This is a genomic window from Neobacillus sp. YIM B06451 (assembly GCF_032667185.1).
GTDB lineage: Bacteria > Bacillota > Bacilli > Bacillales > Cytobacillaceae > Bacillus_D.
Genome location: NZ_JAVFKJ010000021.1, coordinates 36748 through 57057, shown reverse-complemented (window position 1 = coordinate 57057; position 20310 = coordinate 36748). Strand labels below are relative to the sequence as shown.

Here is a 20310-nt window from a genome sequence, read left to right as displayed (position 1 = left end):
CTTGGAGTTATCTCGAACTTGCGTATGGCGATTGAAAAAAAATAGCTGTAACTATTTAATTAACAAGTTTGTGAACAATTACACTTAAACTAAAGGGTGCGATGATCCAGGGAGGATTACCGCCCTTTTTGTAGAATCCCTTTTTGAACAAACGGGCAGATTAGTTTAGTAAGAGTTATGGGTTAAAAAGGTTGTTGGCGATATTAAAGGTTGAAACCAAAACTACTCCAAATACGTTATGATATTGAAAGAGCTAATACACGGGGGAGTATACTAATGAGTTATTTTGAAAGGGTTAAAGAAATTCAAGAACTTCAATGGGAGTTATTTATTGATTACTGGTATTTGCATATTGGTTTTATTTTAGTTGGTTTAGGCATAGTTGTATTTTGGGTTATAAAAAAATAAATATAGGCACTGGATTATTAATGAGATTGTGAAAAAATGTACTTAAACTGTAGGGTGCTTATGTACAACAACAGACTATGACAAAAAAGCTCAGGGGCTGAGCTTTTTTTGAACTAATTTTATTGCTGGAGTACCTGCTAATTGTAATTGTTGGTTTCTCTAAATGCTTTGCGAAAAGCACTGTTAAATTCTTTTTTAAGAGTACCTCATGAAGCGAAGAACTCTCCCGGCTCCTTTTACCCAAACCGCCCAACCTCCATCAAAAACCCCAATTCCACCGTCCCAATCGGACCGTTCCGCTGCTTAGCAACAATCACCTCGACCAGTTGCCCCTTTTGTTGATCCAGCCCCAAATCCAAAGACCCCTCCTCCTTCTTTTTCCCGTAATACCCCTCCCGGTACAGAAACGCAATGACATCGGCATCTTGTTCAATTTGCCCGCTCTCTCGCAAGTCGGAGAGCATGGGGCGTTTGTCGTGGCGGCTTTCAACACCCCGACTCAGCTGGGAGAGGGCGATGACGATGGCGTTCGTTTCACGGGCCATCTGCTTGAGGGACCGGCTGATTTCGCTGATTTCCGCCTGGCGGTTCTGCTGTCGGTTGTTTCCACCAATCAGCTGCAGGTAATCGACTACTACCAGAATCCGCCGCTCTTCCCCAACTTCCTTCCTCAGCTGTCGGACCTTAGACCAAATATAGCTGATGTCCATCCCGGCTTTGTCGAAGATCCGCATGTTCAGCTTGGATAGGACACCCATGGCGAAATTGAGCTGGTTCCAATCTTCCTGGCCGAAGTAGTGTTTCGGGTTTCTCATTTTCACACTGCTGATGTTCCCTATACAGCTGGCGGCCCGCTTAAGGAGCTGCTTTTTTGACATTTCGAGGGAAAAAACTGCGGTGACATCCTCGTTCGCCGCATTCAAAGCGATGTTTAAAGCAAAAGCGGTTTTTCCCATGCTCGGGCGCGCCCCGATAACGACGAGGTCCGATTCCTGAAAACCGCCAGTCAGCCTGTCCAGCTTTTTGAAGCCGGAGGGAACCCCGATTATTTCGCCCAGGTCCTTCCCGCAGTCGGTATACAAATCAACGAGCCCCTCCCGGATTTCTCCGGCATCTTCGTCCCCCTGCATGTCTTCAATCTGTTTTAGCTGTTTAATGCCATCACTGAGGACATCGTGAATATCTAGATAAAATGCCTTGTCCCTTATTTTTCCGGCAATTTCGATCGTCTTTCGTTTTTGGTGGTACGCCTTGACAGTGTTTTGATAAAAAATGAAATTCGCTGTTGTCGGGACGCTAACGGCAAGATCGGTGATAAAACTGATTCCGCCAAGGTTCTCAAGTTCCTGGGGGCCGGCTTCCTCCGCTACGGAAATGACATCAACCGGCTTGCCCTTTTCAGCTAGGAGCAGAATGACCGCAAAAATCCGCCTCATTTTATACGTATACAACTGATCGGGTTTGACTGTGCACTCTTGCACCAACCCGCCATCCAGGAAAAACGAGCCGACAAATGCCTCCTCGGCTTCCTCGTTAAAAAGCCGTCCATCGCCAGTTTTACAGCTGTTCAAAACTCCGTCCATTGTCATTTCCCTCTTTCTATCCCAAGGATTTCCCTTATCCTCGCCAAATGCAGCTGCACGACTTCATCGCTTGCCGGCCTTTCCTGTTGCCAAATCACCCCAAGCGTTTCCACACTGGTTGGAATCGCCCTTCCAGCACCGACAGTATGTATGGAGAAGTCACAAATCTTTGGCGGATAAGGAGAAATGGCTGCATGGTGCAAGACGCGCTGCTCGCAGTGGCCAAACGTGCTCTCTTTTAAAACCATGTGCCAATTGTCGACTTTCTCCTCATCAATAACAAATTGGTCATAGTAGCTTTCGATCATCCGTAAAATGGTTAAAACCTCACGTTTCGTCATCAAAACGGAAATCCCCCTCCCAAAACCTTTTCCTGGCGGGCTTTTGGTTCAAATACGATTCAAACTTCGTCCCGAAAAGCGTCTGAGGCCTTAGGTATCGGCTCCACTTAGGGTGATCGAGCCAATCATCCGTTTTCTTGTCGATGACTTTTTTAAAATCGGCGAGCCGGAATCCCTCTTTCCACCTGGCGGAAATGAGTTTCCGCGTCTTTCCGTTCCCGCTTTTAAAAGTCGAAAATGTCTTTTCATTCAGGTATTTCACCACTTCGGCAACCGGAATCTCCTCTGCCGCTTCCGATTCTTCCACTAGGGCTGGCTCAGCGAGGGGCTTAGGTTCCGGGTTGGAAATGCCCTCTATCTCCAGCTCCTTCAGTTTTTCATAGTCAATCGTGTACCACTTCGTCTGATCCATTTTGAATTTGTTGAAATTGCCGGTTATGATAAGCCCGAGTTCCTCCAGCGTTTTAAACACACGCTTCATCGTACTTTGCGACCAGAAAGGAATCTGCTCCTGCCATTCCTTGTACGTGTTATAAACCCAACTGCGTCCATCGATCATATGCGTTTTCTTCGTCAGCCAATAATGGACCTGTTGCAGGACGATCGCTTCGTTCAGCCCGATTTTTAGCGCCAATGACTTAATGACCATAAGCGGCTGTTCCTCGATCAATAATTTGCTCATGCAATAAACCTCCGTTTTCGACTATGTGGTCGTTGCTCGTTCCAAACCGTGTTGTCTACCCTTCCACCCTTTATATAGGGATTCGTACCGAAAAAGGACATGGCCAGGAAAAATTTTTATTTGGGCAAAAAATACCCCCGGCTGCTCTTTAGCCGGGGTTTATAAATAAATATCCTGTAGTAGTCTTTGAAGTAATCTTTGGTAACAGCAGGCCAGTTTGAAACCGCACATCGTGGCGAACTGAACCGCAGTGAATTCCATTTCCGACAGGGCAATGAAGCATTTTTAATCCTTAACGGATATTTAATTTAAACGAGATTCTAGACTTTAAATAAGCTGGTGAAATAATTTTTTATTGAAGTTCATGTGGAATTTCATGTTAATATATATAAGATTAGGAAAATTCAGTTCCTTTGCGGATTTATAACTTGTATAAATCAAAGACGTGTCTCTAGTAGAAAATAGCGAGATATTAGGAGGTTGGTAATGGTACTAGTTATAATGGTAAGTAGATTTCTTTGCGAAATAGTAGCTTTAATCATTTTCGGAATCTGGGGGTTTCAGCAAGGGAAAATTGCTGGCGCTATTGGAGTTCCCTTAGTGGTAGCGGTTGTTTGGGCTATGCTCGGTTCCCCGAATGCACCTTATAAACTTCAAGGTGTTTATGGTTCTATTCTAGAGTTATTGCTATTTTCAGTAGCAAGCTATCTCCTATATAGTCTGGGACATACATACTTAGCTTTACTATATTTCATCGTAGCAATTGGAATATCAATACTTATTCATTTTATGAATATATAAAACGATAGGGGTCCAATTCTGTATTAAAGGATGTGCATCCACTCTTTTTCTTTCACATGAAGACGTACTTAAAGTAACAGGGGCGTTCGGTCAATAAGAGGTTATCCAATTTCCCTAATAATAGGAAGTTTATTGTTCCGTTAAAGGGAAGGTTAATTCAATAATCGGAAGGAAAAAGGTATATAGAAAGAGAACTATTTGATATACCGGATTAAATAAAGGAGAAAAGGCTATGAGTAACTCATTTATTGAACAAGTACATTATATTAGAATTCCTGTAAAAGATTTAGAACTGTCTGCCCAATGGTATAGAGACGTATTAGGGCTCCAGTTACTAAACAATACTAAGGAACGTGCAATTTTAAAAGTAAATGAAGGACCTTTCTTACTTATCTTAGTTCCTACCGAAGATGAAACATTTGCACATTTTACAATTGATAATGAACAAGAATTTAGCATTGGCTTTACAAGTCCAGAATTATCTAAATTTCATCAACACTTAATTGATAATCAAGTTAAGGTCGAGGATATAAAAGAAGATAATGGTCATGCCTTTTTCCACTTTTATGACCCAAATGGTAATAAACTTCAAGTACACTGGTAAGATAAATAAATTACCTTGTTTCATTAACGGGTGCTTTAACGGAATAAGAACAGGAAAGTCAAAATCAGACGTTCCCATTTTTTCCTATAAAACAACAATATTATTTAACAAACCCTAATAAAAAGGACCGACTTTTGTAGTTGGTCCTTCTTGCGTTAATTGTATTGTGAATTTAATAGTAATTATCTTCGTGTTTTAGCGATTTCTCTGTTTGCATCTCATAAGTAAACCCGTTACTAAATTGGATCCTTGTTTTATCTTAGTTCAACTAGATCTCCTGTTTCCTCAAATATCATTTAAATTACACTCAAATCCAATTGAGCGACAAAGATTTTACCAATAGCCCTAAAGGTGTCGCACAAATCCCGTTGTGCGACAAAGATTCGCCCAGAAGCCGTAAAGGTGTCGCACAAATCCCGTTGTGCGACAAAGATTTGACCAATAGCCCTAAAGGTGTCGCACAAATCCCGTTGTGCGACAAAGATTCGCCCAGAAGCCGTAAAGGTGTCGTACAAATCCCGTTGAGCGACAAAGATTTGACCAATAGCCCTAAAGGTGTCGCACAAATCCCGTTGTGCGACAAAGATTTTACCAATAGCCCTAAAGGTGTCGCACAAATCCCGTTGTGCGACAAAGATTTTACCAATAACCCTAAAGGTGTCGCACAAATCTCGTTGAGCGACAAAAATTCGCCCAAAAGTCGTAAAGGTGTCACTCAAATCGGGTTGAGCGACAAAGATTTACCCAAAAGCCGAAAAGGTGTCACTCAAATCCCGTTGATTCACTGCAGTTTTGCCCGGCATTCAATATCTATTTCTTCAACAACTTGGCCTTCTGAAATCAAATAAGCTTTTTCATATAAGTTACAAACCGGACAAATATGGTTCGGTATAATCTGCACTTTATCGCCTATATACACTTGTTTGGAAAAGCTTTCATTGTAAATGATGGCATGTTCATCGAAAACACCGTGAATATAGACATCGTCAAATTCCTTTATACGGCCGAGGCCTTTTGTTGCTGTATGTCCTACACTTCGCGTTTGGGCTGTAATTCCTTTTGCCCCTACATCCGTAATCACACGCTCTTTAGTAGGTTTGCTGATGACTGTCGTAAGAACCGTTGCTGCGCAGCGGTCATATGTGCCGATTACGTTTGACTGTGAGGAATCCATAAAAATATACGTACCCGGCCTAATTTCCGTAACCCCTTTTGGAATCTCGAAATTTAGCATGAAAGGAGGAGTGGAACCGATGCTGACGACTTTTGCCTTTAGCCCCATTTCTTCTGCTATTTTTGCAAAGTGCAACGTTCGGTTTACACTTTCAAGATAAAGCTCTTTGCATTCATCTATGTTTTCCGCTTTATAGGAATGCCCATCATGAGAAAAGACCCCTCTAAACTCGACATTTTTACAAGTCTTAACAGCCTCCAATAATGTACGGAAATCACTTTCTTCAATAATCCCCGAGCGTTGTTCCCCTACTTCAATTTCTACAAGAACTTGGGCTTTCTTTTCAGCGCCTTCAAAAACCTCTTCAATTTGATTGACTTGATACGTATGATCGATACCAAACGAGATATCAATCGTATCGGCTAATTTTCGGATACGTTCAACTTTTGATTTGCCGACAATCTGGTTTGCAATAAAAATATTTTTCAAACCGTTTTTCGCCATGACCTCGGCTTCTCCTACTTTGGCAACGGTGATTCCTACAGCACCTAACTCCTCCTGCAATTTAGCAAGCGTTGGCATTTTGTGGGTTTTCGTATGCGGCCGTAAATGTACGTTATATTCATTCGCATAATTTTGCATTGAACGAAGATTGTCCATCATAATTTCTCTATCGATTAAAAGCGCAGGTGTATCTAACTCGAAATAGTTCATTGGTCCGTCTCCTTTTTTAATTTGATTTAATTCCCGCACCACAAAGAGGGATGATAATTTTTTCATCTGGCGCCTTCATATATTTTAAATATCCGGCATAGTTTGCGGCTGTTGTGATTTCAACATAGAAACCTTTGTCAGCAAGCATTGCCCTAGCACTCTCGATTTCATCCTCTTTAATGGCGATAAATATTCCATTCGTTTCACGGACAGCCTTCAAAATTTGGCTAGAGCGCGCTGGGGCCGCAATCGCGATACCTTCTGCCAAAGTCCCTTTATTGGTTACAGGTTCTGCTGTTTCGAGCCCATTTTCAAATGCACTTACAAGAGGCGCACAGTTCGCTGCCTGGATTGCAACTATCTTTGGCATTTTGTCTATCAATTTATTATCATATAACTCTTTAAATCCATAGTACGCGCCAAGCACAAGTGTACCGTTGCCGACCGGGATGATTAATGCATCTGGGGCTCCTTTTAATTGCTCGTAAATTTCATATGCGTATGTTTTGGTTCCTTCGTAAAAATATGGATTGTACACATGGCTTGCGTAAAAAACCTTTTCTTCGTCTACTGCTTTTTGTGCCGCCGCTGCAACTTCCTCCCGTGTACCACGAATCGCTTTTATGGTGGCTCTATGCGCCTTGATTTGAGCGATCTTTTTCGGTGAAGTTTCATCGCTTAAATAAATATCGCAGGCAATGTTGCATCGTGCCGCATACGCCGCAATCGCCGTTCCTGCATTCCCGCTGCTATCAGCGATTACCTTTGAAACGCCCATCTCTTTCGCCTTCGCCATCAAAACAGCGGCTCCGCGGTCTTTAAAGGATAAAGTGGGCATCATATAATCAACTTTTACACACGTATTTGGTTCCAGTGGGTCTAGAACGATTAAAGGTGACTGGCCTTCACCCATTGTCACGGATTCCCATGTCCTTGAATCTTTTGCGAATGGCATGGTGTCAACATAACGCCATAATGAGTTTGGATAGTTACTCCAGGCTGCCATATCAATTTTTGGGGTATCTTTTACGATGTTTAATACTCCGCCACATTCACATTTCCATGTCGCCGGAGTAATCTCATGCTTTTTGCCACAGCTGTTACAGATAAATTGATTCACCATTTGCCAACCCCTTTAGATACTTTTTTATAAAAAATAGACTTTTTTATATGAAGCGAGCAAAAAAATGGAACTAAATATACGCGATGGCATCAATTTCAATTTTGAATCCAAAATGCAATTCATTCGTTGGGACAACCGTTCGAGTTGGTTTATGTTCGCCGAAAAATTCCTTGTAAACAGCATCTACCTGATCCCATAATTTCACATCGGGAATATACAATGTCATACGCAAAATCTGCTCTTTTCTGCTTCCAACGGCTTCTACAATCATTTCGACATTTTTAAGTGCTTGCAATGTTTCCTCTTCGATGGTGCCGAATTTCTTTTCACGGGTTTCTGGATTAATAGAAAATTGTCCCGATACATAGACAGTGTTTTGATGAACGGTTGCCAGAGCATAGTGTCCATTCGACTTTAAATTTCCGACTTCAAAGATGCTTTTCATTTGCTTCTCCTTACCTTGATTTATTTTTGATTTCATCCAAATAACTGTAAACGGTTACTTTGGAAATCCCCAATAAAGACGCGACCTTCTCAACAGATCCTTTCATTAAAAAAATGCCTTTCTCATCCATAAACCTTATTAATTCAATCTTTTCATGGCGTTTCATTCCTGGATGCACACTGTTTTCAATGATTTGCTGAATCAATTGGTCTACGATTCCTTCAACATTTTCAATCTCATCATCTGATTTTGTTTGAGTCTCTTGAACTTCAGCTTGTGTTGAAAGAAAGGTATTTAAAAATAGCTGCATCTGATTCAGTGCCTCAACGTCGAAATTTATGCAGAAAGCACCAATCACTTTTTGACTGGAATCACGTATTAATGAAGTCGATGAACGAATCGTACGCCTGTCTTCTGTTACAAATGTATAGCCTGCTAGATAATCTTCTTTAAAGTCTTCCGACCGCAATACAGTCGTCACGAGGTGATCGAATGATTGGCCGATTTCCCTTCCTGTAACATGGTTATTGACTGTAAACATGACCGAGCTTCGAGGGTTGGTCAAATCATGTATAACGACCTCGCAGTTCGGCCCAAACATTTTTGCAGTAGCTTTTGCTACCGGGATAAAACCCTCTAATAACTTCTTGCTTTCTTCCATGTCTACCTACCTCATTTTTTAAAGTCGATTTAATTATATAATTTTTTATACAAAAAGGAAATGTGTATATTTTTTTATACAATTATTAAACTAAACACACAGCAATAACATTAATTCACACCACAAATCACAGCTATATTCTACAATTTCACAGTCAAAAAGGCTTAGAGTTATTTTCAACTTTAAGCCTTTTTTGTATGATCATATTTCACTAAAGCACCCGTTACTTCAATAAGATACTTTACATATATCTGTCGCTAAAATTTCTTCTTTACTGCTAACGTTAAAGCTTTCCATAGTTTCAGTAATAGTTTAAAAAACCAATAAAACAGCAAAAAATTAAAGATTAATCCCAAAAGTCTAAAGGTAGACACTCCAACACCACGATATTCAAAAGCCTCAGCAGGGAAACCAAAATAGATAACCCCATTACCACGGACTTGATAACCAATTTCAGGAATCAGAGCAAAGAAAATAGTTGAAATAAGACTTAAAAGATATAGGTTCTTTTTAGTGGAAGTCATTTTATTTTTGGGGCTTAATAAGCTAAATAATACTAATACAATTAACCCAAAGAGTAATAATACATTCGGCATTTCTTCTATCACTTCTGCCATTTATTTCCTCCCTTAAATAAAGTTTCACCTTCATTCTAATGAAGGAGGACCTAAATTCAACTCAATTTTTTCTTCCTTTCCTGCCCATCTAACAATCACATACCATTTCTCTATCTTACTAATTGAAGGAGGGTTATTTTCAAAACCTTCTCCCTCACCCATTTTCATATTGTTACTAACTTCCTCGCTAAAATTTACCCCCCTGGCGAAATTAACATTGTTATGATCATATATCTCAAATTCCACTGTTGTAATCCCCAAGGGATTATCTCCTGTACCAATAAAAGTAAGTGTTCCTCTTTTAAAGCTAAAATGGTTGTCAGGCAAAAAAGAAACCACATAATCATCTATCTGCCAATTTGAACTCTTTCCGCTCAAATATACGTAAGAGTATTGCTTTGGTTCTTTAAACAAGAAGTATGAAAGAGTAATTAAGTTAGTTACCGACAATGCTCCAATTAATATGAACAAGTTTTTTTTAGTTGCGATAACGAACTCCTCCGTTCTTAGTTTCTTTCCCAATCATATTTGTATTGTTCTTCACACTTCTTTTCCAATATAGGTAGCGTCCTTTAATCCGAATCTACGATCGTCCACAATTATTGTATTAACCTGTGCGTCCTTCCAACCTCCGATTACTTCTACTCTTTCAATATTAGAAAGTGAATTCCAGGCTAATTCTCTTACATCCGTTACTTCTTGGGTGGACTCTGTTTCATTTTTTGATAGTTATCGGCAAAGCATCCACCTAATAGCAGGGATAGAACACCAATAACTGATAACAAAAACATTTTAATTGAAGACACCCCATTTTGCTTTTTATTATTTTTACAAATTGGGATTTTTTTCATTGATTCTTGAGCTTAATAAGGCATTCAACAAAAAAGTGCCTTCATTCTTTTTGGAATCAAAGCACATGTTAGTTTAGGTATAATTCGTCAAAATTCCTTTTTGTATTGAACAACAAACGGAGTGAACAATAAAATAACACAGTATATAAGAAGTACTACACCAAAGGTTACATAGTCGTTATTGAAAGAAGAAAGAAAAAAATAAAATATTAAAATTGGTAAAGTACAGAGGGCTGCAACTGTACATCTCCCAAAAATGGTAATCTTATGTTTAGTACCACAGTTGTCACATTAAATTGGTTTATATAACCACCCAATCGATTTAGTGATTTTACTCCAGCTAAATGCTGAATTGCAGTTTTTACATTTTTGCAAATTACCCCTCCTTAACAATTGATTTTGCTAAATGCTTAAAACCTAATTCCGTTTTAGCATTACTTGTTAAATCAACTCCCCAATTATTTAAATCTTATCGCATTTTATCAATATTCTTCTTAAACTCCACGTTAAACAAGTAGTTCAATAAGAAAGTTTTAATCCTATTGGATTAACACACCCCTAGTAAAAAGTGATTTCTACTCTGTATTTGCTTTACTAAATCAATTATTTCTCCTTTTTGTTTTTTATCTTTTTGCAGTTGTCCTTCTATTGCTTACTATTTGCTTTATATAGTTTGTCATTAACTTTAATTGCTATTGCCTCTTCAATATTTATATCCTTTACTTTAAAAATTTTACTCGGACTTTTATATGGGTTTTGGTCTTCGGAATACGACACAATTTCTTGAATTCGATTAATTTTGCCTATTTGTTCTTCAACCTCGTTTATAGCTATAACTTCATCGGTCATTAGATAGGTTAAGTTGTCAATTTTAATTATGGCTGGGGTAAGGTTAGTAAATTCAGCACTGCTTAATTTGTTCATATTACAACCTGAAAGCAAAATAGAAACAAAAAGTAAACCTATTGTTATTGCTTTTTTCAAGGTATTCACGCCTTCCTTTGCACTTTTAACTTCAATAACTTTATGCACCTCTTCAACATAATTAATAACATTCCTTATTGAACTATCCTCGCCAGTTCCTTTAATAGGTAATTCCACAAAAATAGCGTTAATCCTTCCTGGAGCATCGTATCCGTTACTTTAAGTGTATTTCTTCAAAATCATATTGTGGTTTCTCACTTTAAATATTTTAGGGAATACAGCTCCTTTTTTACAAAAACAAAAAGAGCTGAAGCTCAATGAATCTTCAACTCTTGCACCGGTTCTTAATTTGGTTCTATATTATTTATCTGTTTTATTTATGAGGATGTTTATGAATAGCTAATCAAGATTGGGAATAATTTTACTGGAGTTTAAGAACAACTTTCCCCTTTGTCCGTCCACTTTCAACGTGCATATGAGCCTCTACAATTTCATCTAAGGGAAAGCACTTTTCAATTACAGGTCTTAATTTTTCTTTTTCCATAAGAACTCGTAATATGTCCAAATCACTGCCATTTGGTTTTGCAAGATGAATCTTAGCTTTCTTACTACCTATGATAGAGCCTATCATCAATTGAATTGGATGATACTTGGGGTAGAGTGGGTGTTCTGTTATATAAATGCCATTTTCGGTTAGAGAACGCAAACAACTGAAAAAGGTCCTCTTTCCGACAGCATCCAGTATTACATCATATTTTTTCCGTTGTGAGCGAAGTCTTCTTGGGTATAATCAATTACATGATGAGCACCTAGATTTTTAACCCACTCAAAATTTTCGCTAGTACAAGTTACAGAACATCACTTGAAATATCATTTTTCTTCAACCATAAACCTTAATACATCTTGAAAAATGATATTGTCAGACAGTGACAGCTCTTGCCTTACTATATCCAAGTAAGGTTCACATTGGTGCATGGCAACTGGCTGTCCATCTACCTTGTTATAACAGCGATTATCTTTATACATGTAGTTTTCTGAAAAAAAACTCCCATCGCGAAAAACTACGGGATGGTCGCCAGTCCTTGTGAAAAGGTTATGGCCAAATGAATAACGATCATCAATCTCAATGCCGAGCAGATGGAGAAGAGTTGGGCGTATGTCTATTTCTCCACCTTGTGTCATAATCGTTTCCCCATCGTGGCCAGGAACATGAATGATCAACGGTATTTGCTGATGTTTAACCTGGTTGACAATGCTATCTTCTTCATTTAGCAGCTCTCTCAGGCCTTCCTCATACTTTTCAGAGATACCGTAATGGTCACCGACTAGCACAAACATAGTATTTTCGTACATACCTTCTTCTTTTAACTTTTCAAAAAACGTTTCAATTGATTTGTCCAAATAACGAACGGTTGTAACATAGCGGTTTACCACATCTTCACTTGTCTCCGCCGGGGCAATAAACATATCCTTCTCGTCCAATAAAAACGGAAAATGATTCGTTAAGGTAAGGAATTTGGCATAGTACGGCTGGGGTAGATCCTTTAAATACTCTACTGACTGTATAAAGAATGGACTATCTTTCAATCCATAGTTGACCGAGTTTTCTTCCGTTACGATATAATCTTCCTTTGAAAAAAACTGTTCATATCCAAGCGCTTTGTACATGACATCCCGATTCCAAAACGTGCTTACATTCCCATGAAAAGTTGCAGAATAGTAATGATTCTCTTTTAAGATTTTTGGAAGGCTATAATAAGTATTTTCTGGCCTTCTTACAAAAACTGAACCGCTTGCTAATGGATAAAGACTTGTATCAATCATGAATTCGGCATCGGAAGTTTTTCCCTGTGCGGTTTGATCATATAGTTGATTGAAATAAAAACTATCTTTAATCAACTCATTTAGGAAGGGTGTCACTTCTTCTCCATTTACCTTTTGATTGATCACAAAGTCTTGAGTAGATTCCAGAGTTATTAAGACGATATTTTTGCCTTTCGCTATTCCGAATAAGTCTGTTCGTTCAGTATCCTTTTGTTGCAAATGTTCCTGTAAGGCAACCGCATCCGCCTCTGTAACAAGTAATCGTTCAAGAGGTGCTTTGAGGCCTAAGGCAATATCATATACATGGTAATTCAGTGGGCCCAATGATTTAACCATCTGTTCCCTGTCGTACGATTCGGAGAAAAGATGCACTGATTTTATCAAACCAAAACAAATCGTCAAAACTACAAACCCTACAGCAACTGTGATATATTTACTCTTACTTTGCTTATGGACTGTAAGGATGGACTTCGTTTGTAACATCAGCCATCCTGCTATGAAAATATCTATAAACAATAATGCATCCCACGGACTCATCAATTCAATTGTACTGGCACTCAAACCGCCGACATTATCGAACTGAAATAAAATAGGTAAAGTAACAAAATCTATGTAAAAACGATAATAAAGGAGATCTGCATAAAGAATAGCCGTCCCAAGTAGGTATAAACCGAACAATAAAAATCGATTTACCTTATTACCAAAATAAAAACTGAAACCCATTATTAACAATAAAGATCCGACTGAATTTGTTAGCACTAATACACTATCAAAAACAGATTGAATGCTAAGATTAAAGCCGACAAAACAAACAATCACCGTTTTCAGCCAAAGAATACTAGTTACAGCCAACGTAAGTTTCATGCCTGATGTATTGTTCTTTACCTGTATCATTGAGTCAAACCCTCTCAACACAGCCATCCATCACTTCCTTAAAAATTGTAACGGCAGCTTCAATCTCCTTCACTGTTAAATCCCCCATAAATGCAAACTGGATCCAATTCCGTTGCATCAAGTAACTACTTTCATAACTAATCATGACCCCCTTTTCCTTCAGTCGGTCACCAATCTTTTTTGAAGCTATAAAATCTGGAAGTGTAATGGTCAGGATACCGGGGGAGGACCCTTCATTTCCAAGGATCCTAAATCCTGCATCAGTTAACATTCTTTTCGCAGCATTTCCCAAAGTATGTCTATTTTCCAAGTCCACGTGTTTTATAGCTTTATGTAATGCAGAAAGTAGGTTAGACGAATGGGTGTATGGTACACTTTCAGCATTGGCATACTGTCCCAAATCTAAGTATCTTGGTAATTCTTTATTAGGTTCAATTGCCTCCTGGTGAAAAACAATTGCTAATCCTGGATAAGAACTAAGTCCCTTTCCGCTAACTGTACTTGCTAAATATACGTCCTTTAAATCAATGGGAACTATTCCAACTGAACTACAGGCATCCAAGCATACTTTAAGTTCATACTTTTTGGATACTTCTATTATTCGATTTAAATCGTAGAGATAGCCCGTTGATGTTTCACAGTGTACAGTCCAAATCCAATTAATATCATCATATGTACGTAGGAAGTCTTCAATTTCATCAATCGAGATCCATTCGTTCCACTGTTTTGCCAATTTGTAGTACTGTAACCCAAGCCTTTCCGCATGCTCAATTAACCGATAGCCAAACTCTCCATTTGCAAGGACGAGACCTTTTCCGGGGAGCTTTTTCAATTGAGCACCTACTAAATCATTCGCAAGAGTTCCAGTCCCAATTACTATTTGTACATTATTCGCATTTACGAGGTCGCAAAGTTTTGCCCGGACTGCTTTCATTTCTTTACTGAATTCATCCGAGCGATGGGATATAGCTGTTTTTCCGAATGCAAATTCAACTTCTTTCTTAACCTCAACAGGGCCAGGCAGAAAGTTCATTCGTTTCAAAGGCTTCTTTTTTTGCTTCATCAACCTAGTAAAAGCCTTTGTTGACGTCTCAAACTTCTCCTCTGTCAAGTACATCGGTTGAAACATCGCACCCGTTGTCCCAACCATTGGCCCAAACGGTTCGAAACCAATTTTTTTATATAGCTTGATTTGCCGGTCAGTTCCTGAAATAAGTGCCATATTATAATTTTTATCCAAGCAATAACTAACCAGCTTGTTAACCAACTGAAAGAAAACCCTGGTTTTTCGGTAGTTTCCTTTCACAGAGAGCAGCCGGATTTCACAAGGTTTTGCATGCGATGGTAAATAGTTATCTAAATCATCAAGCTTATAGTCAAGAGAAAATGGACGATTGCCACGCACGGCAATCATTCCGATAACTTCTCCTTCATCTTTTGCAATTATATATGTATTTTCACTATCAAATTTATCTATTAAACGATGGTCCTCGTTCTGTTGATGTTGAGGAATTTCATCCACAAAAGTTTCGTAATTTAACTTATAAATCTGTTCCATCTCTTCCGGTTCCGATGCTATTTTAAATGTTAGAGAATTATGTTCCATTCTCTTACCTCCCCTAGACAAAAATGAAATGGATTGAAGAAACCTGTTCATTTCCTTTTAATATGTTGATGTACCACAATTAGTAATAATGTGAAAAGACCAATAGCAACATAATATTCTTCAACTATCCACGCTGTAATTGGAATGGAAGCCAAAGAAATCAAACCAGCAATCGTAAACTTTCGAATAAATAGGTAACCGATTCCAAAGCCTATCCCTAGAACCGGAATCGCAATTGGAACAAGAAACAACGTTGACGCCAAAAAAACGACGACCCCTTTACCGCCTTTAAAGCCTAGTTGCATCGGCAAAATATGCCCCATCAGCAAGAAAAGAGCACTAATTAATAACATCATTTCATTTTGAGGAAAGACAATGGTCGTTATATACAGAGCGATTATTACCTTTGCTATATCAAGGAGCAACGTATAGAAAAATCCTTTTTTACCTAACTGTCTCCCAGCATTTTTTGCTCCAGCATTGCCGCTCCCAAGTTTACGAATATCTCTTCCACTCATCCATTTTGTTACGTAATAAGCAGCCGTAAAGCCTCCAAGGAAATAAGATAACAAAATAATAGAAATAAGCTCTAGTAACATACATTACCTCAAATGAAACTTTTTTGTATTTCCTATATTAATATAGGCTTAAAATCATTTATATGATAAATATAAACGAAAACCACTCAACTGTTGCAAATCCTTATTCTTAACCAAGCACACATTAGGGTAATATTACACTAATAATAACATATGGTGAAGTTTTACCCTACCAAAAATGCCCTTTTATAAAAATCCCCCATATTGTTTCAATGCATTGAGTATGTAGTGTATACTTCGGGCCATCTGGTAGTGTCTCTAATGCCTCATTAAAAGCTAAATAAGACAAAGAAAACTAAAGAAACGCGCGCCGATTGGTATCGACACACGCTCGTTGCATAGCTTTTTTAATTGTCTGCTTGACGGGGGCAAAGACCATCCGGGCAGGTTTTCTGTATAGAAGAAACAGCTGCTACCGGGTTATTGGCCAAATTTACCCTTTACTATTACCCTCTACAATTCTTCCAAGGAAAAAACCATCTACCTCACTCAGTTTGCCCCTCCAAAGAAATTCTCCTTTTGAAGGGGTAGATTTGCTGTCCCCACAATAAACTCTTGTGTTTGTTAAATGAATAAAATTAGCAGTATCGTGAGCCTCTGAATCAGCAGCTTCTCCAGCATTTATCAGCATTTCACCTAATTTTTCTGCTATATCGCCACCATCCTCAAAGGCCTGGCTCAGTGACTCGAAATATTCCTTGGCCGATACCAAAGTGCCTGTAATGACTGCTCCCTTTACGTTCAACGTAATATCGAGATTGTAATTGTGTTTATTGGCGGCTTGTACAAATACCTCAAGAACGTTATCTTTTCCTGGTTCGGATTGAATACTCATTTTACTCTTCCCTCTTTAGCCCATTTAATAGATAAGTATCTTCTTCCTCTTGAAGCACAGTGTAGCTTTTTTTCGAGGTATTTTTTTCACTTGAGTTTTTTGCCTGCCCGCCCTTTTTGCTGCCTGTGTTTTTGGTTGTAGCTCCGTTACTATTGCTGCTTGATTTTCCCTTTGAATCTCGTTGTTCTTCTTCCTCATCCTCAGGGGTATCTTCTGTTCCTTCGTTGTCATCCTCGTCTTCCGAAGGATCTTCTGTTTCGTCGTCTTCTTCCTCATCCTCGTCTTCGTCGTCTTCGTCGTCTTCTTCGTCTTCTTCGTCTTCGTCGTCTTCGTCGTCTTCTTCCTCGTCCTCCGGAGTATCTTCTGATTCCTCGTCTTCTTCCTCGTCCTCAGAAGCATCTTCTAATTCTTCATCATTATCTTCTCTAAAAAAATTAGTTGGTTCTTCGTCTTCTTTCACTGAGGAGCTGTTTCTTTCCTCTTCATTGCCTGATTCGTCTTCCTGGGACGAGTTTTTTTCTTCTACATTTCCTGCTGAATCGTCTTGTTTATCGCCGCTTGTGACATCCGATCCTTGAGGGGAGTTTTCCTGCCTGTTATTGGTTTTGTTATTTTCCTCTTCAAGGAGTTTAAATAGCAACTTTTCTATTTTATCCAGTCGATCCTTTACTTTTTCATGTGCCATTTTTAAATCTTCGGTTTCGCTGCTTTCTGTTTCTGAATTATTTTGAGGCTGATTTTCAGTGTCGCCTTCCCTATCTTTGGAGTAAGAAGTTTCATTAATTCCCGGGCCGATAAGCCTCGTTTCAGAAATGGTGTTTTCTTCCCCGCCGTTAGTGTCGGTTTGGCTATCTTGATCGGTTCGTCCGGAATCTTTAGATGAATTTGTCATCTCATCTTGCCCGGAGCCGTTTTGATTGGTCCCTTCTTCCTGCGAATCACTGTTTTTGCCCTTAAATAATTTTCCTAGCAATTCTTCCATTTTCTCAAGACGATCACTCAAGGATCCTTTTTCGGAGCTACCCTCGTTTTTATTCATTAGATTGGAGGCAGATTTCTTAACGGTATCCAGTGCTTTCCTGGAACTATCCTTGGCTGCACTCCCTAATTCCGAGACATTTTCAGTAATCCTGTCTTTAACTTTCTTGCTATTCTCTGGTGTAGCGATATAGCCAATGGCAGCACCAATTGCGCCCCCGGCCAATGACCGTTTTAAAGAACCGCTCATCCAACTTTTTGATTCGTCAGATTGTTCCCCGTTTGTTCCATTTGACTCGCTCTCATTGGTTTGGTTTTCATTTGTTTTATTTTCTTTCGTTTCTTCTTCATTTTCCACGTTGCTACTAGCCTGGGTATTATCTTTTTCGTTCTCATTTGTTAAGTCTTGATTGTTTTTGCTTTCTTCCATTTTATAGCCTCCAATTACATAGAGTTATAATGAACTAATTTGGGTTTTTTCTAAAATTATTCGGCATTGTATCCAGAACTGCTTTGATTTGGCTTATTGTCTTTGGACTGCAGGAAATTATTTAACATCTCCTCCAATTTATCCAATCGCTGATTTAGTTTTTCAGTTTCGGACGTTCCACCATTACTGTCGTTTGCCTGAGCAGTAGATTCCTTCTTGCTGAAAATCTTGCCGGCGGATGTTTTAACAGTTGATAAGGCCTTCTTTGATTTATCTTTTACTGTATCGCCAATATCCGCACTTTTTGTTTTAAGGTTGTCTGCATTTACAACTTTCATCACTTTTTTGCCATTTTCCGGGGTTGCAAGATAGCCGATTGTGGCACCGATAATCCCCCCGGCAATGGAGCGTTTGATTGCCTCGGCATTGGTCTTGCTTCCAGTTTGAGTTTCTTGAGATTGATTCACAGCATTAGCATTGTTTGTGCTTTCCATTTTTAAAACCTCCAGATTTATAGTGAGTTTGGTGCGTTTAAACGGTTTGTGGACAGATTTCCTTCAAGGGCTTCCAGCCGTTCCTGAAGTCTCTTGTTCTCTTCTTCCAATGCTTTTGTCCTGTTATCATTTGCTTTGGACGAGAGGTAGGGATCATTTTCCCACCAGTCCATCCCAATTTCTTTTGCCTTATCAATGGAGGCCACAATCAGCCGGATTTTAATCGTCAAAAGTTCTACATCGGCGATCCCAATTGATATATCGCCTGCTATCACGACACCTTTGTCCAATACTTTCTCAAGGACATCTACAATCGTACTGGATTGCATATGGTGCTCAACTGCCATAACTTCGTCCTCCTTAGGCTTGTTAGAGTAAGCTTCCTAAAGGACCCAGATCAATATTCAAGTCATCATCATCCAAGCCGAATATTTCTTTTAACTCTTCCATTTTTTCTTCCAGATTCATCAGCGCTTCACCCAAATTTTCGATTTGCTCATCTGTAAGGGTTCCGCCTTCAACACGCCTTATTGCGTGCCTTTCGACAATTTGCCTTAAAAGCTCAATTACAGTCAAAACAAGCTGAGCCAATCCATGTTCCGCATTATCAGGATCCAGATTAATTTTTCCATTTGTTTGGCTGGCCGGTTGCATGCAGCAGCTCCTCCCTTTGCACGTCGAATTGTTCCGAAGATATCGTTTTTCCTTTCTGCTGTGCCTGAACTAGTGATTCAACCGAAGCGATCAAGACCCGGAGATCAAGATAAACCAGGTCGACCCCTGCAATGGAAATGACCAAATCCGCTCTTAGGGCCACTCCTTTATCAAGGATCACATCCAGAATATCAATCAGGGCGATTTCCTTATTCTCTATTGATTCTCTAAGTGACATATCTATCAATCCTTATTTATGAAAAGCTTGAAAAATGGTAGGCTGGCCAGGGTCCGGTCACCTCAAAGTGCCATCCTGTATCTTTCAGTTCTTTTTCATATTGCTGGATTCGTTCTAAAAAAGGCTCCACATTGGATTTAGGAATAAGGTACACACCATTCCAGGCCATATTGTCTTTTCTTCCTGTTACATCTTTGCCCCAGGTTTTTTTGACATTTCCCTCAAGGGCGATTTCATTAAGGTGCAGATGGACTTTTTCGCTTACCCGGTTTTTTTCTTCCTCAAGCTCTGTTTCGATTAATGTTTCAAGTTTTTTCTTTTCAAAGAATTGCTTTCCTTTGGATAATTGGCTTATTTCCGCCCTTTTTTCTTCAATCGCAGGATTGGTCTCATTTACCTGTTGTTTTAACAACTGGTCATTACAGTAAATCTTTACATTCCATTCTTCATTATTTGCCAGTAAAGAAAAGGTTTGTTCCATTTTCACTGCATTAGACTGTACCGCCTGTTCTAGGCTGTCCTCACTTTTGTATAACGTGCAAAATTTTAATGGAATAATAGTGAACATTTTTGATAGATTTAAAACCGTTTCATGATGATGGAATGCTTTTTCCTGAAGCCACTCCATATCGTTATTGATCCTGTCTTCAATGGATTCTTCGCTGTATTCCGTTGAATCAAGCTTGCACACTACCGCTGTAATATTTCCGATGGAAAGGGAATAGATTTCCCTGCTGCCGTCAAATCCCTTATAATCCGGAAGCGACCTGTCTTGCGCTTCTTTTGTTGGGACCAACCCATATAAATAAATCAGATCGCCCATACTCCTG

Annotated in this window: 24 protein-coding genes and 1 pseudogene; 3 read left to right on the top strand and 22 right to left on the bottom strand. The window is 39.1% G+C overall.

All coding sequences use genetic code 11. The features are described 5' to 3' along the window. Positions 1-276 precede the first annotated feature (276 nt). Positions 277-408: a hypothetical protein gene (locus tag RB160_RS22570; RefSeq protein WP_316572722.1), complete on the top strand. Its 132-nt coding sequence runs from the start codon at positions 277-279 to the stop codon at positions 406-408. Positions 409-644: 236 nt separating this feature from the next. Here RB160_RS22570 and dnaB read toward each other — a convergent pair whose 3' ends face one another. Genes dnaB through RB160_RS22555 form a run of 3 tightly spaced genes read right to left on the bottom strand, consistent with a single transcriptional unit; the run spans position 645 to position 3014 of the window. Further along, a complete protein-coding gene (dnaB, locus tag RB160_RS22565) occupies positions 645-1991 on the bottom strand; it encodes a replicative DNA helicase (RefSeq protein ID WP_316572721.1) in 1347 nt (448 codons plus the stop codon). A 2-nt stretch (positions 1992-1993) separates the two neighbouring features. Further along, a complete protein-coding gene (locus RB160_RS22560; RefSeq protein ID WP_316572720.1) occupies positions 1994-2335 on the bottom strand; it encodes a hypothetical protein in 342 nt (113 codons plus the stop codon). Continuing rightward, entirely contained in the window at positions 2319-3014 is a 696-nt protein-coding gene (locus RB160_RS22555; RefSeq protein WP_316572719.1) for a conserved phage C-terminal domain-containing protein, read from the bottom strand. Before RB160_RS22555 ends, RB160_RS22560 begins: the two co-directional genes overlap by 17 nt. 486 nt (positions 3015-3500) lie before the next feature. Between RB160_RS22555 and RB160_RS22550 the strand changes: the two genes are divergently transcribed. Together RB160_RS22550 and RB160_RS22545 are read left to right on the top strand one after the other, a co-directional pair. Next, the gene (locus RB160_RS22550; RefSeq protein WP_316572718.1) at positions 3501-3815 is read left to right on the top strand and encodes a YrdB family protein; all 315 of its coding nucleotides are present in this window, start codon (positions 3501-3503) and stop codon (positions 3813-3815) included. Positions 3816-4047: 232 nt separating this feature from the next. Beyond that, positions 4048-4419 (top strand): VOC family protein, encoded by a 372-nt coding sequence (locus RB160_RS22545; RefSeq protein WP_316572717.1) that lies wholly within the window; start codon positions 4048-4050, stop codon positions 4417-4419. A gap of 296 nt (positions 4420-4715) precedes the next feature. On the opposite strand, the gene RB160_RS22540 is transcribed toward RB160_RS22545, so the two are convergent. The 19 genes and pseudogenes from RB160_RS22540 to RB160_RS22455 all read right to left on the bottom strand — a co-directional run bounded on the left by RB160_RS22540 (position 4716) and on the right by RB160_RS22455 (position 20303). Then, positions 4716-5138 carry a hypothetical protein gene (locus RB160_RS22540; RefSeq protein ID WP_316572716.1) on the bottom strand — a complete coding sequence of 141 codons (423 nt, stop codon included), beginning with the start codon at positions 5136-5138 and terminating at the stop codon, positions 4716-4718. 62 nt (positions 5139-5200) lie between these two features. Next, entirely contained in the window at positions 5201-6307 is a 1107-nt protein-coding gene (locus RB160_RS22535; protein WP_316572715.1) for a D-TA family PLP-dependent enzyme, read from the bottom strand. A gap of 16 nt (positions 6308-6323) precedes the next feature. Then, positions 6324-7427: a threonine synthase gene (locus RB160_RS22530; RefSeq protein ID WP_316572724.1), complete on the bottom strand. Its 1104-nt coding sequence runs from the start codon at positions 7425-7427 to the stop codon at positions 6324-6326. 73 nt (positions 7428-7500) lie between these two features. After that, positions 7501-7875, bottom strand: a complete 375-nt coding sequence (locus tag RB160_RS22525; protein ID WP_316572714.1) for a RidA family protein — start codon at positions 7873-7875, stop codon at positions 7501-7503. 10 nt (positions 7876-7885) lie between these two features. Continuing rightward, positions 7886-8536, bottom strand: coding sequence for a helix-turn-helix transcriptional regulator (locus tag RB160_RS22520; RefSeq protein WP_316572713.1), 651 nt, complete (start codon positions 8534-8536; stop codon positions 7886-7888). Between the two features lie 257 nt (positions 8537-8793). Next, entirely contained in the window at positions 8794-9153 is a 360-nt protein-coding gene (locus RB160_RS22515; RefSeq protein ID WP_316572712.1) for a hypothetical protein, read from the bottom strand. Between the two features lie 30 nt (positions 9154-9183). Further along, the gene (locus RB160_RS22510) at positions 9184-9675 is read right to left on the bottom strand and encodes a hypothetical protein (protein ID WP_316572711.1); all 492 of its coding nucleotides are present in this window, start codon (positions 9673-9675) and stop codon (positions 9184-9186) included. Positions 9676-10649: 974 nt separating this feature from the next. Beyond that, positions 10650-11105 carry a hypothetical protein gene (locus RB160_RS22505; RefSeq protein ID WP_316572710.1) on the bottom strand — a complete coding sequence of 152 codons (456 nt, stop codon included), beginning with the start codon at positions 11103-11105 and terminating at the stop codon, positions 10650-10652. A 244-nt stretch (positions 11106-11349) separates the two neighbouring features. Continuing rightward, positions 11350-11682: pseudogene (locus RB160_RS24085) on the bottom strand (zinc-binding dehydrogenase); the annotation flags it as partial. A gap of 116 nt (positions 11683-11798) precedes the next feature. After that, positions 11799-13673, bottom strand: coding sequence for an LTA synthase family protein (locus RB160_RS22500; protein ID WP_316572709.1), 1875 nt, complete (start codon positions 13671-13673; stop codon positions 11799-11801). Then, entirely contained in the window at positions 13651-15252 is a 1602-nt protein-coding gene (locus RB160_RS22495; RefSeq protein ID WP_316572708.1) for an aminotransferase class V-fold PLP-dependent enzyme, read from the bottom strand. Before RB160_RS22495 ends, RB160_RS22500 begins: the two co-directional genes overlap by 23 nt. Positions 15253-15299: 47 nt before the next feature. Next, entirely contained in the window at positions 15300-15851 is a 552-nt protein-coding gene (locus RB160_RS22490; protein ID WP_316572707.1) for a glycerol-3-phosphate acyltransferase, read from the bottom strand. 433 nt (positions 15852-16284) lie between these two features. After that, a complete protein-coding gene (gvpU, locus tag RB160_RS22485; protein ID WP_316572706.1) occupies positions 16285-16686 on the bottom strand; it encodes a gas vesicle accessory protein GvpU in 402 nt (133 codons plus the stop codon). Between the two features lies 1 nt (position 16687). Beyond that, positions 16688-18094, bottom strand: coding sequence for a hypothetical protein (locus RB160_RS22480; protein ID WP_316572705.1), 1407 nt, complete (start codon positions 18092-18094; stop codon positions 16688-16690). 56 nt (positions 18095-18150) lie between these two features. After that, positions 18151-18588 carry a GvpT/GvpP family gas vesicle accessory protein gene (gene gvpT / locus RB160_RS22475; RefSeq protein WP_316572704.1) on the bottom strand — a complete coding sequence of 146 codons (438 nt, stop codon included), beginning with the start codon at positions 18586-18588 and terminating at the stop codon, positions 18151-18153. A 17-nt stretch (positions 18589-18605) separates the two neighbouring features. Continuing rightward, complete coding sequence (locus tag RB160_RS22470; protein ID WP_316572703.1) at positions 18606-18935, bottom strand: gas vesicle protein; 330 nt, start codon at positions 18933-18935, stop codon at positions 18606-18608. A 22-nt stretch (positions 18936-18957) separates the two neighbouring features. Then, positions 18958-19242: a gas vesicle protein K gene (locus tag RB160_RS22465; protein WP_316572702.1), complete on the bottom strand. Its 285-nt coding sequence runs from the start codon at positions 19240-19242 to the stop codon at positions 18958-18960. After that, a complete protein-coding gene (locus tag RB160_RS22460) occupies positions 19208-19480 on the bottom strand; it encodes a gas vesicle protein (protein WP_316572701.1) in 273 nt (90 codons plus the stop codon). Before RB160_RS22460 ends, RB160_RS22465 begins: the two co-directional genes overlap by 35 nt. A gap of 16 nt (positions 19481-19496) precedes the next feature. Continuing rightward, positions 19497-20303, bottom strand: coding sequence for a GvpL/GvpF family gas vesicle protein (locus RB160_RS22455; RefSeq protein WP_316572700.1), 807 nt, complete (start codon positions 20301-20303; stop codon positions 19497-19499). Positions 20304-20310 lie beyond the last annotated feature (7 nt).

Bases quoted from the DNA above. Each gene is read 5' to 3' on its own strand.
- RB160_RS22490 (WP_316572707.1), bottom strand. From the start codon at position 15,851: ATGTTACTAGAGCTTATTTCTATTATTTTGTTATCTTATTTCCTTGGA.
- RB160_RS22460 (WP_316572701.1), bottom strand. From the start codon at position 19,480: ATGTCACTTAGAGAATCAATAGAGAATAAGGAAATCGCCCTGATTGAT.
- gvpU (WP_316572706.1), bottom strand. From the start codon at position 16,686: ATGAGTATTCAATCCGAACCAGGAAAAGATAACGTTCTTGAGGTATTT.
- RB160_RS22495 (WP_316572708.1), bottom strand. From the start codon at position 15,252: ATGGAACATAATTCTCTAACATTTAAAATAGCATCGGAACCGGAAGAG.
- RB160_RS22480 (WP_316572705.1), bottom strand. From the start codon at position 18,094: ATGGAAGAAAGCAAAAACAATCAAGACTTAACAAATGAGAACGAAAAA.
- RB160_RS22520 (WP_316572713.1), bottom strand. From the start codon at position 8,536: ATGGAAGAAAGCAAGAAGTTATTAGAGGGTTTTATCCCGGTAGCAAAA.
- RB160_RS22545 (WP_316572717.1), top strand. From the start codon at position 4,048: ATGAGTAACTCATTTATTGAACAAGTACATTATATTAGAATTCCTGTA.
- RB160_RS22500 (WP_316572709.1), bottom strand. From the start codon at position 13,673: ATGGCTGTGTTGAGAGGGTTTGACTCAATGATACAGGTAAAGAACAAT.
- dnaB (WP_316572721.1), bottom strand. From the start codon at position 1,991: ATGGACGGAGTTTTGAACAGCTGTAAAACTGGCGATGGACGGCTTTTT.
- RB160_RS22570 (WP_316572722.1), top strand. From the start codon at position 277: ATGAGTTATTTTGAAAGGGTTAAAGAAATTCAAGAACTTCAATGGGAG.
- gvpT (WP_316572704.1), bottom strand. From the start codon at position 18,588: ATGGAAAGCACAAACAATGCTAATGCTGTGAATCAATCTCAAGAAACT.
- RB160_RS22515 (WP_316572712.1), bottom strand. From the start codon at position 9,153: ATGGCAGAAGTGATAGAAGAAATGCCGAATGTATTATTACTCTTTGGG.
- RB160_RS22555 (WP_316572719.1), bottom strand. From the start codon at position 3,014: ATGAGCAAATTATTGATCGAGGAACAGCCGCTTATGGTCATTAAGTCA.
- RB160_RS22465 (WP_316572702.1), bottom strand. From the start codon at position 19,242: ATGCAACCGGCCAGCCAAACAAATGGAAAAATTAATCTGGATCCTGAT.
- RB160_RS22470 (WP_316572703.1), bottom strand. From the start codon at position 18,935: ATGGCAGTTGAGCACCATATGCAATCCAGTACGATTGTAGATGTCCTT.
- RB160_RS22525 (WP_316572714.1), bottom strand. From the start codon at position 7,875: ATGAAAAGCATCTTTGAAGTCGGAAATTTAAAGTCGAATGGACACTAT.
- RB160_RS22535 (WP_316572715.1), bottom strand. From the start codon at position 6,307: ATGAACTATTTCGAGTTAGATACACCTGCGCTTTTAATCGATAGAGAA.
- RB160_RS22550 (WP_316572718.1), top strand. From the start codon at position 3,501: ATGGTACTAGTTATAATGGTAAGTAGATTTCTTTGCGAAATAGTAGCT.
- RB160_RS22455 (WP_316572700.1), bottom strand. From the start codon at position 20,303: ATGGGCGATCTGATTTATTTATATGGGTTGGTCCCAACAAAAGAAGCG.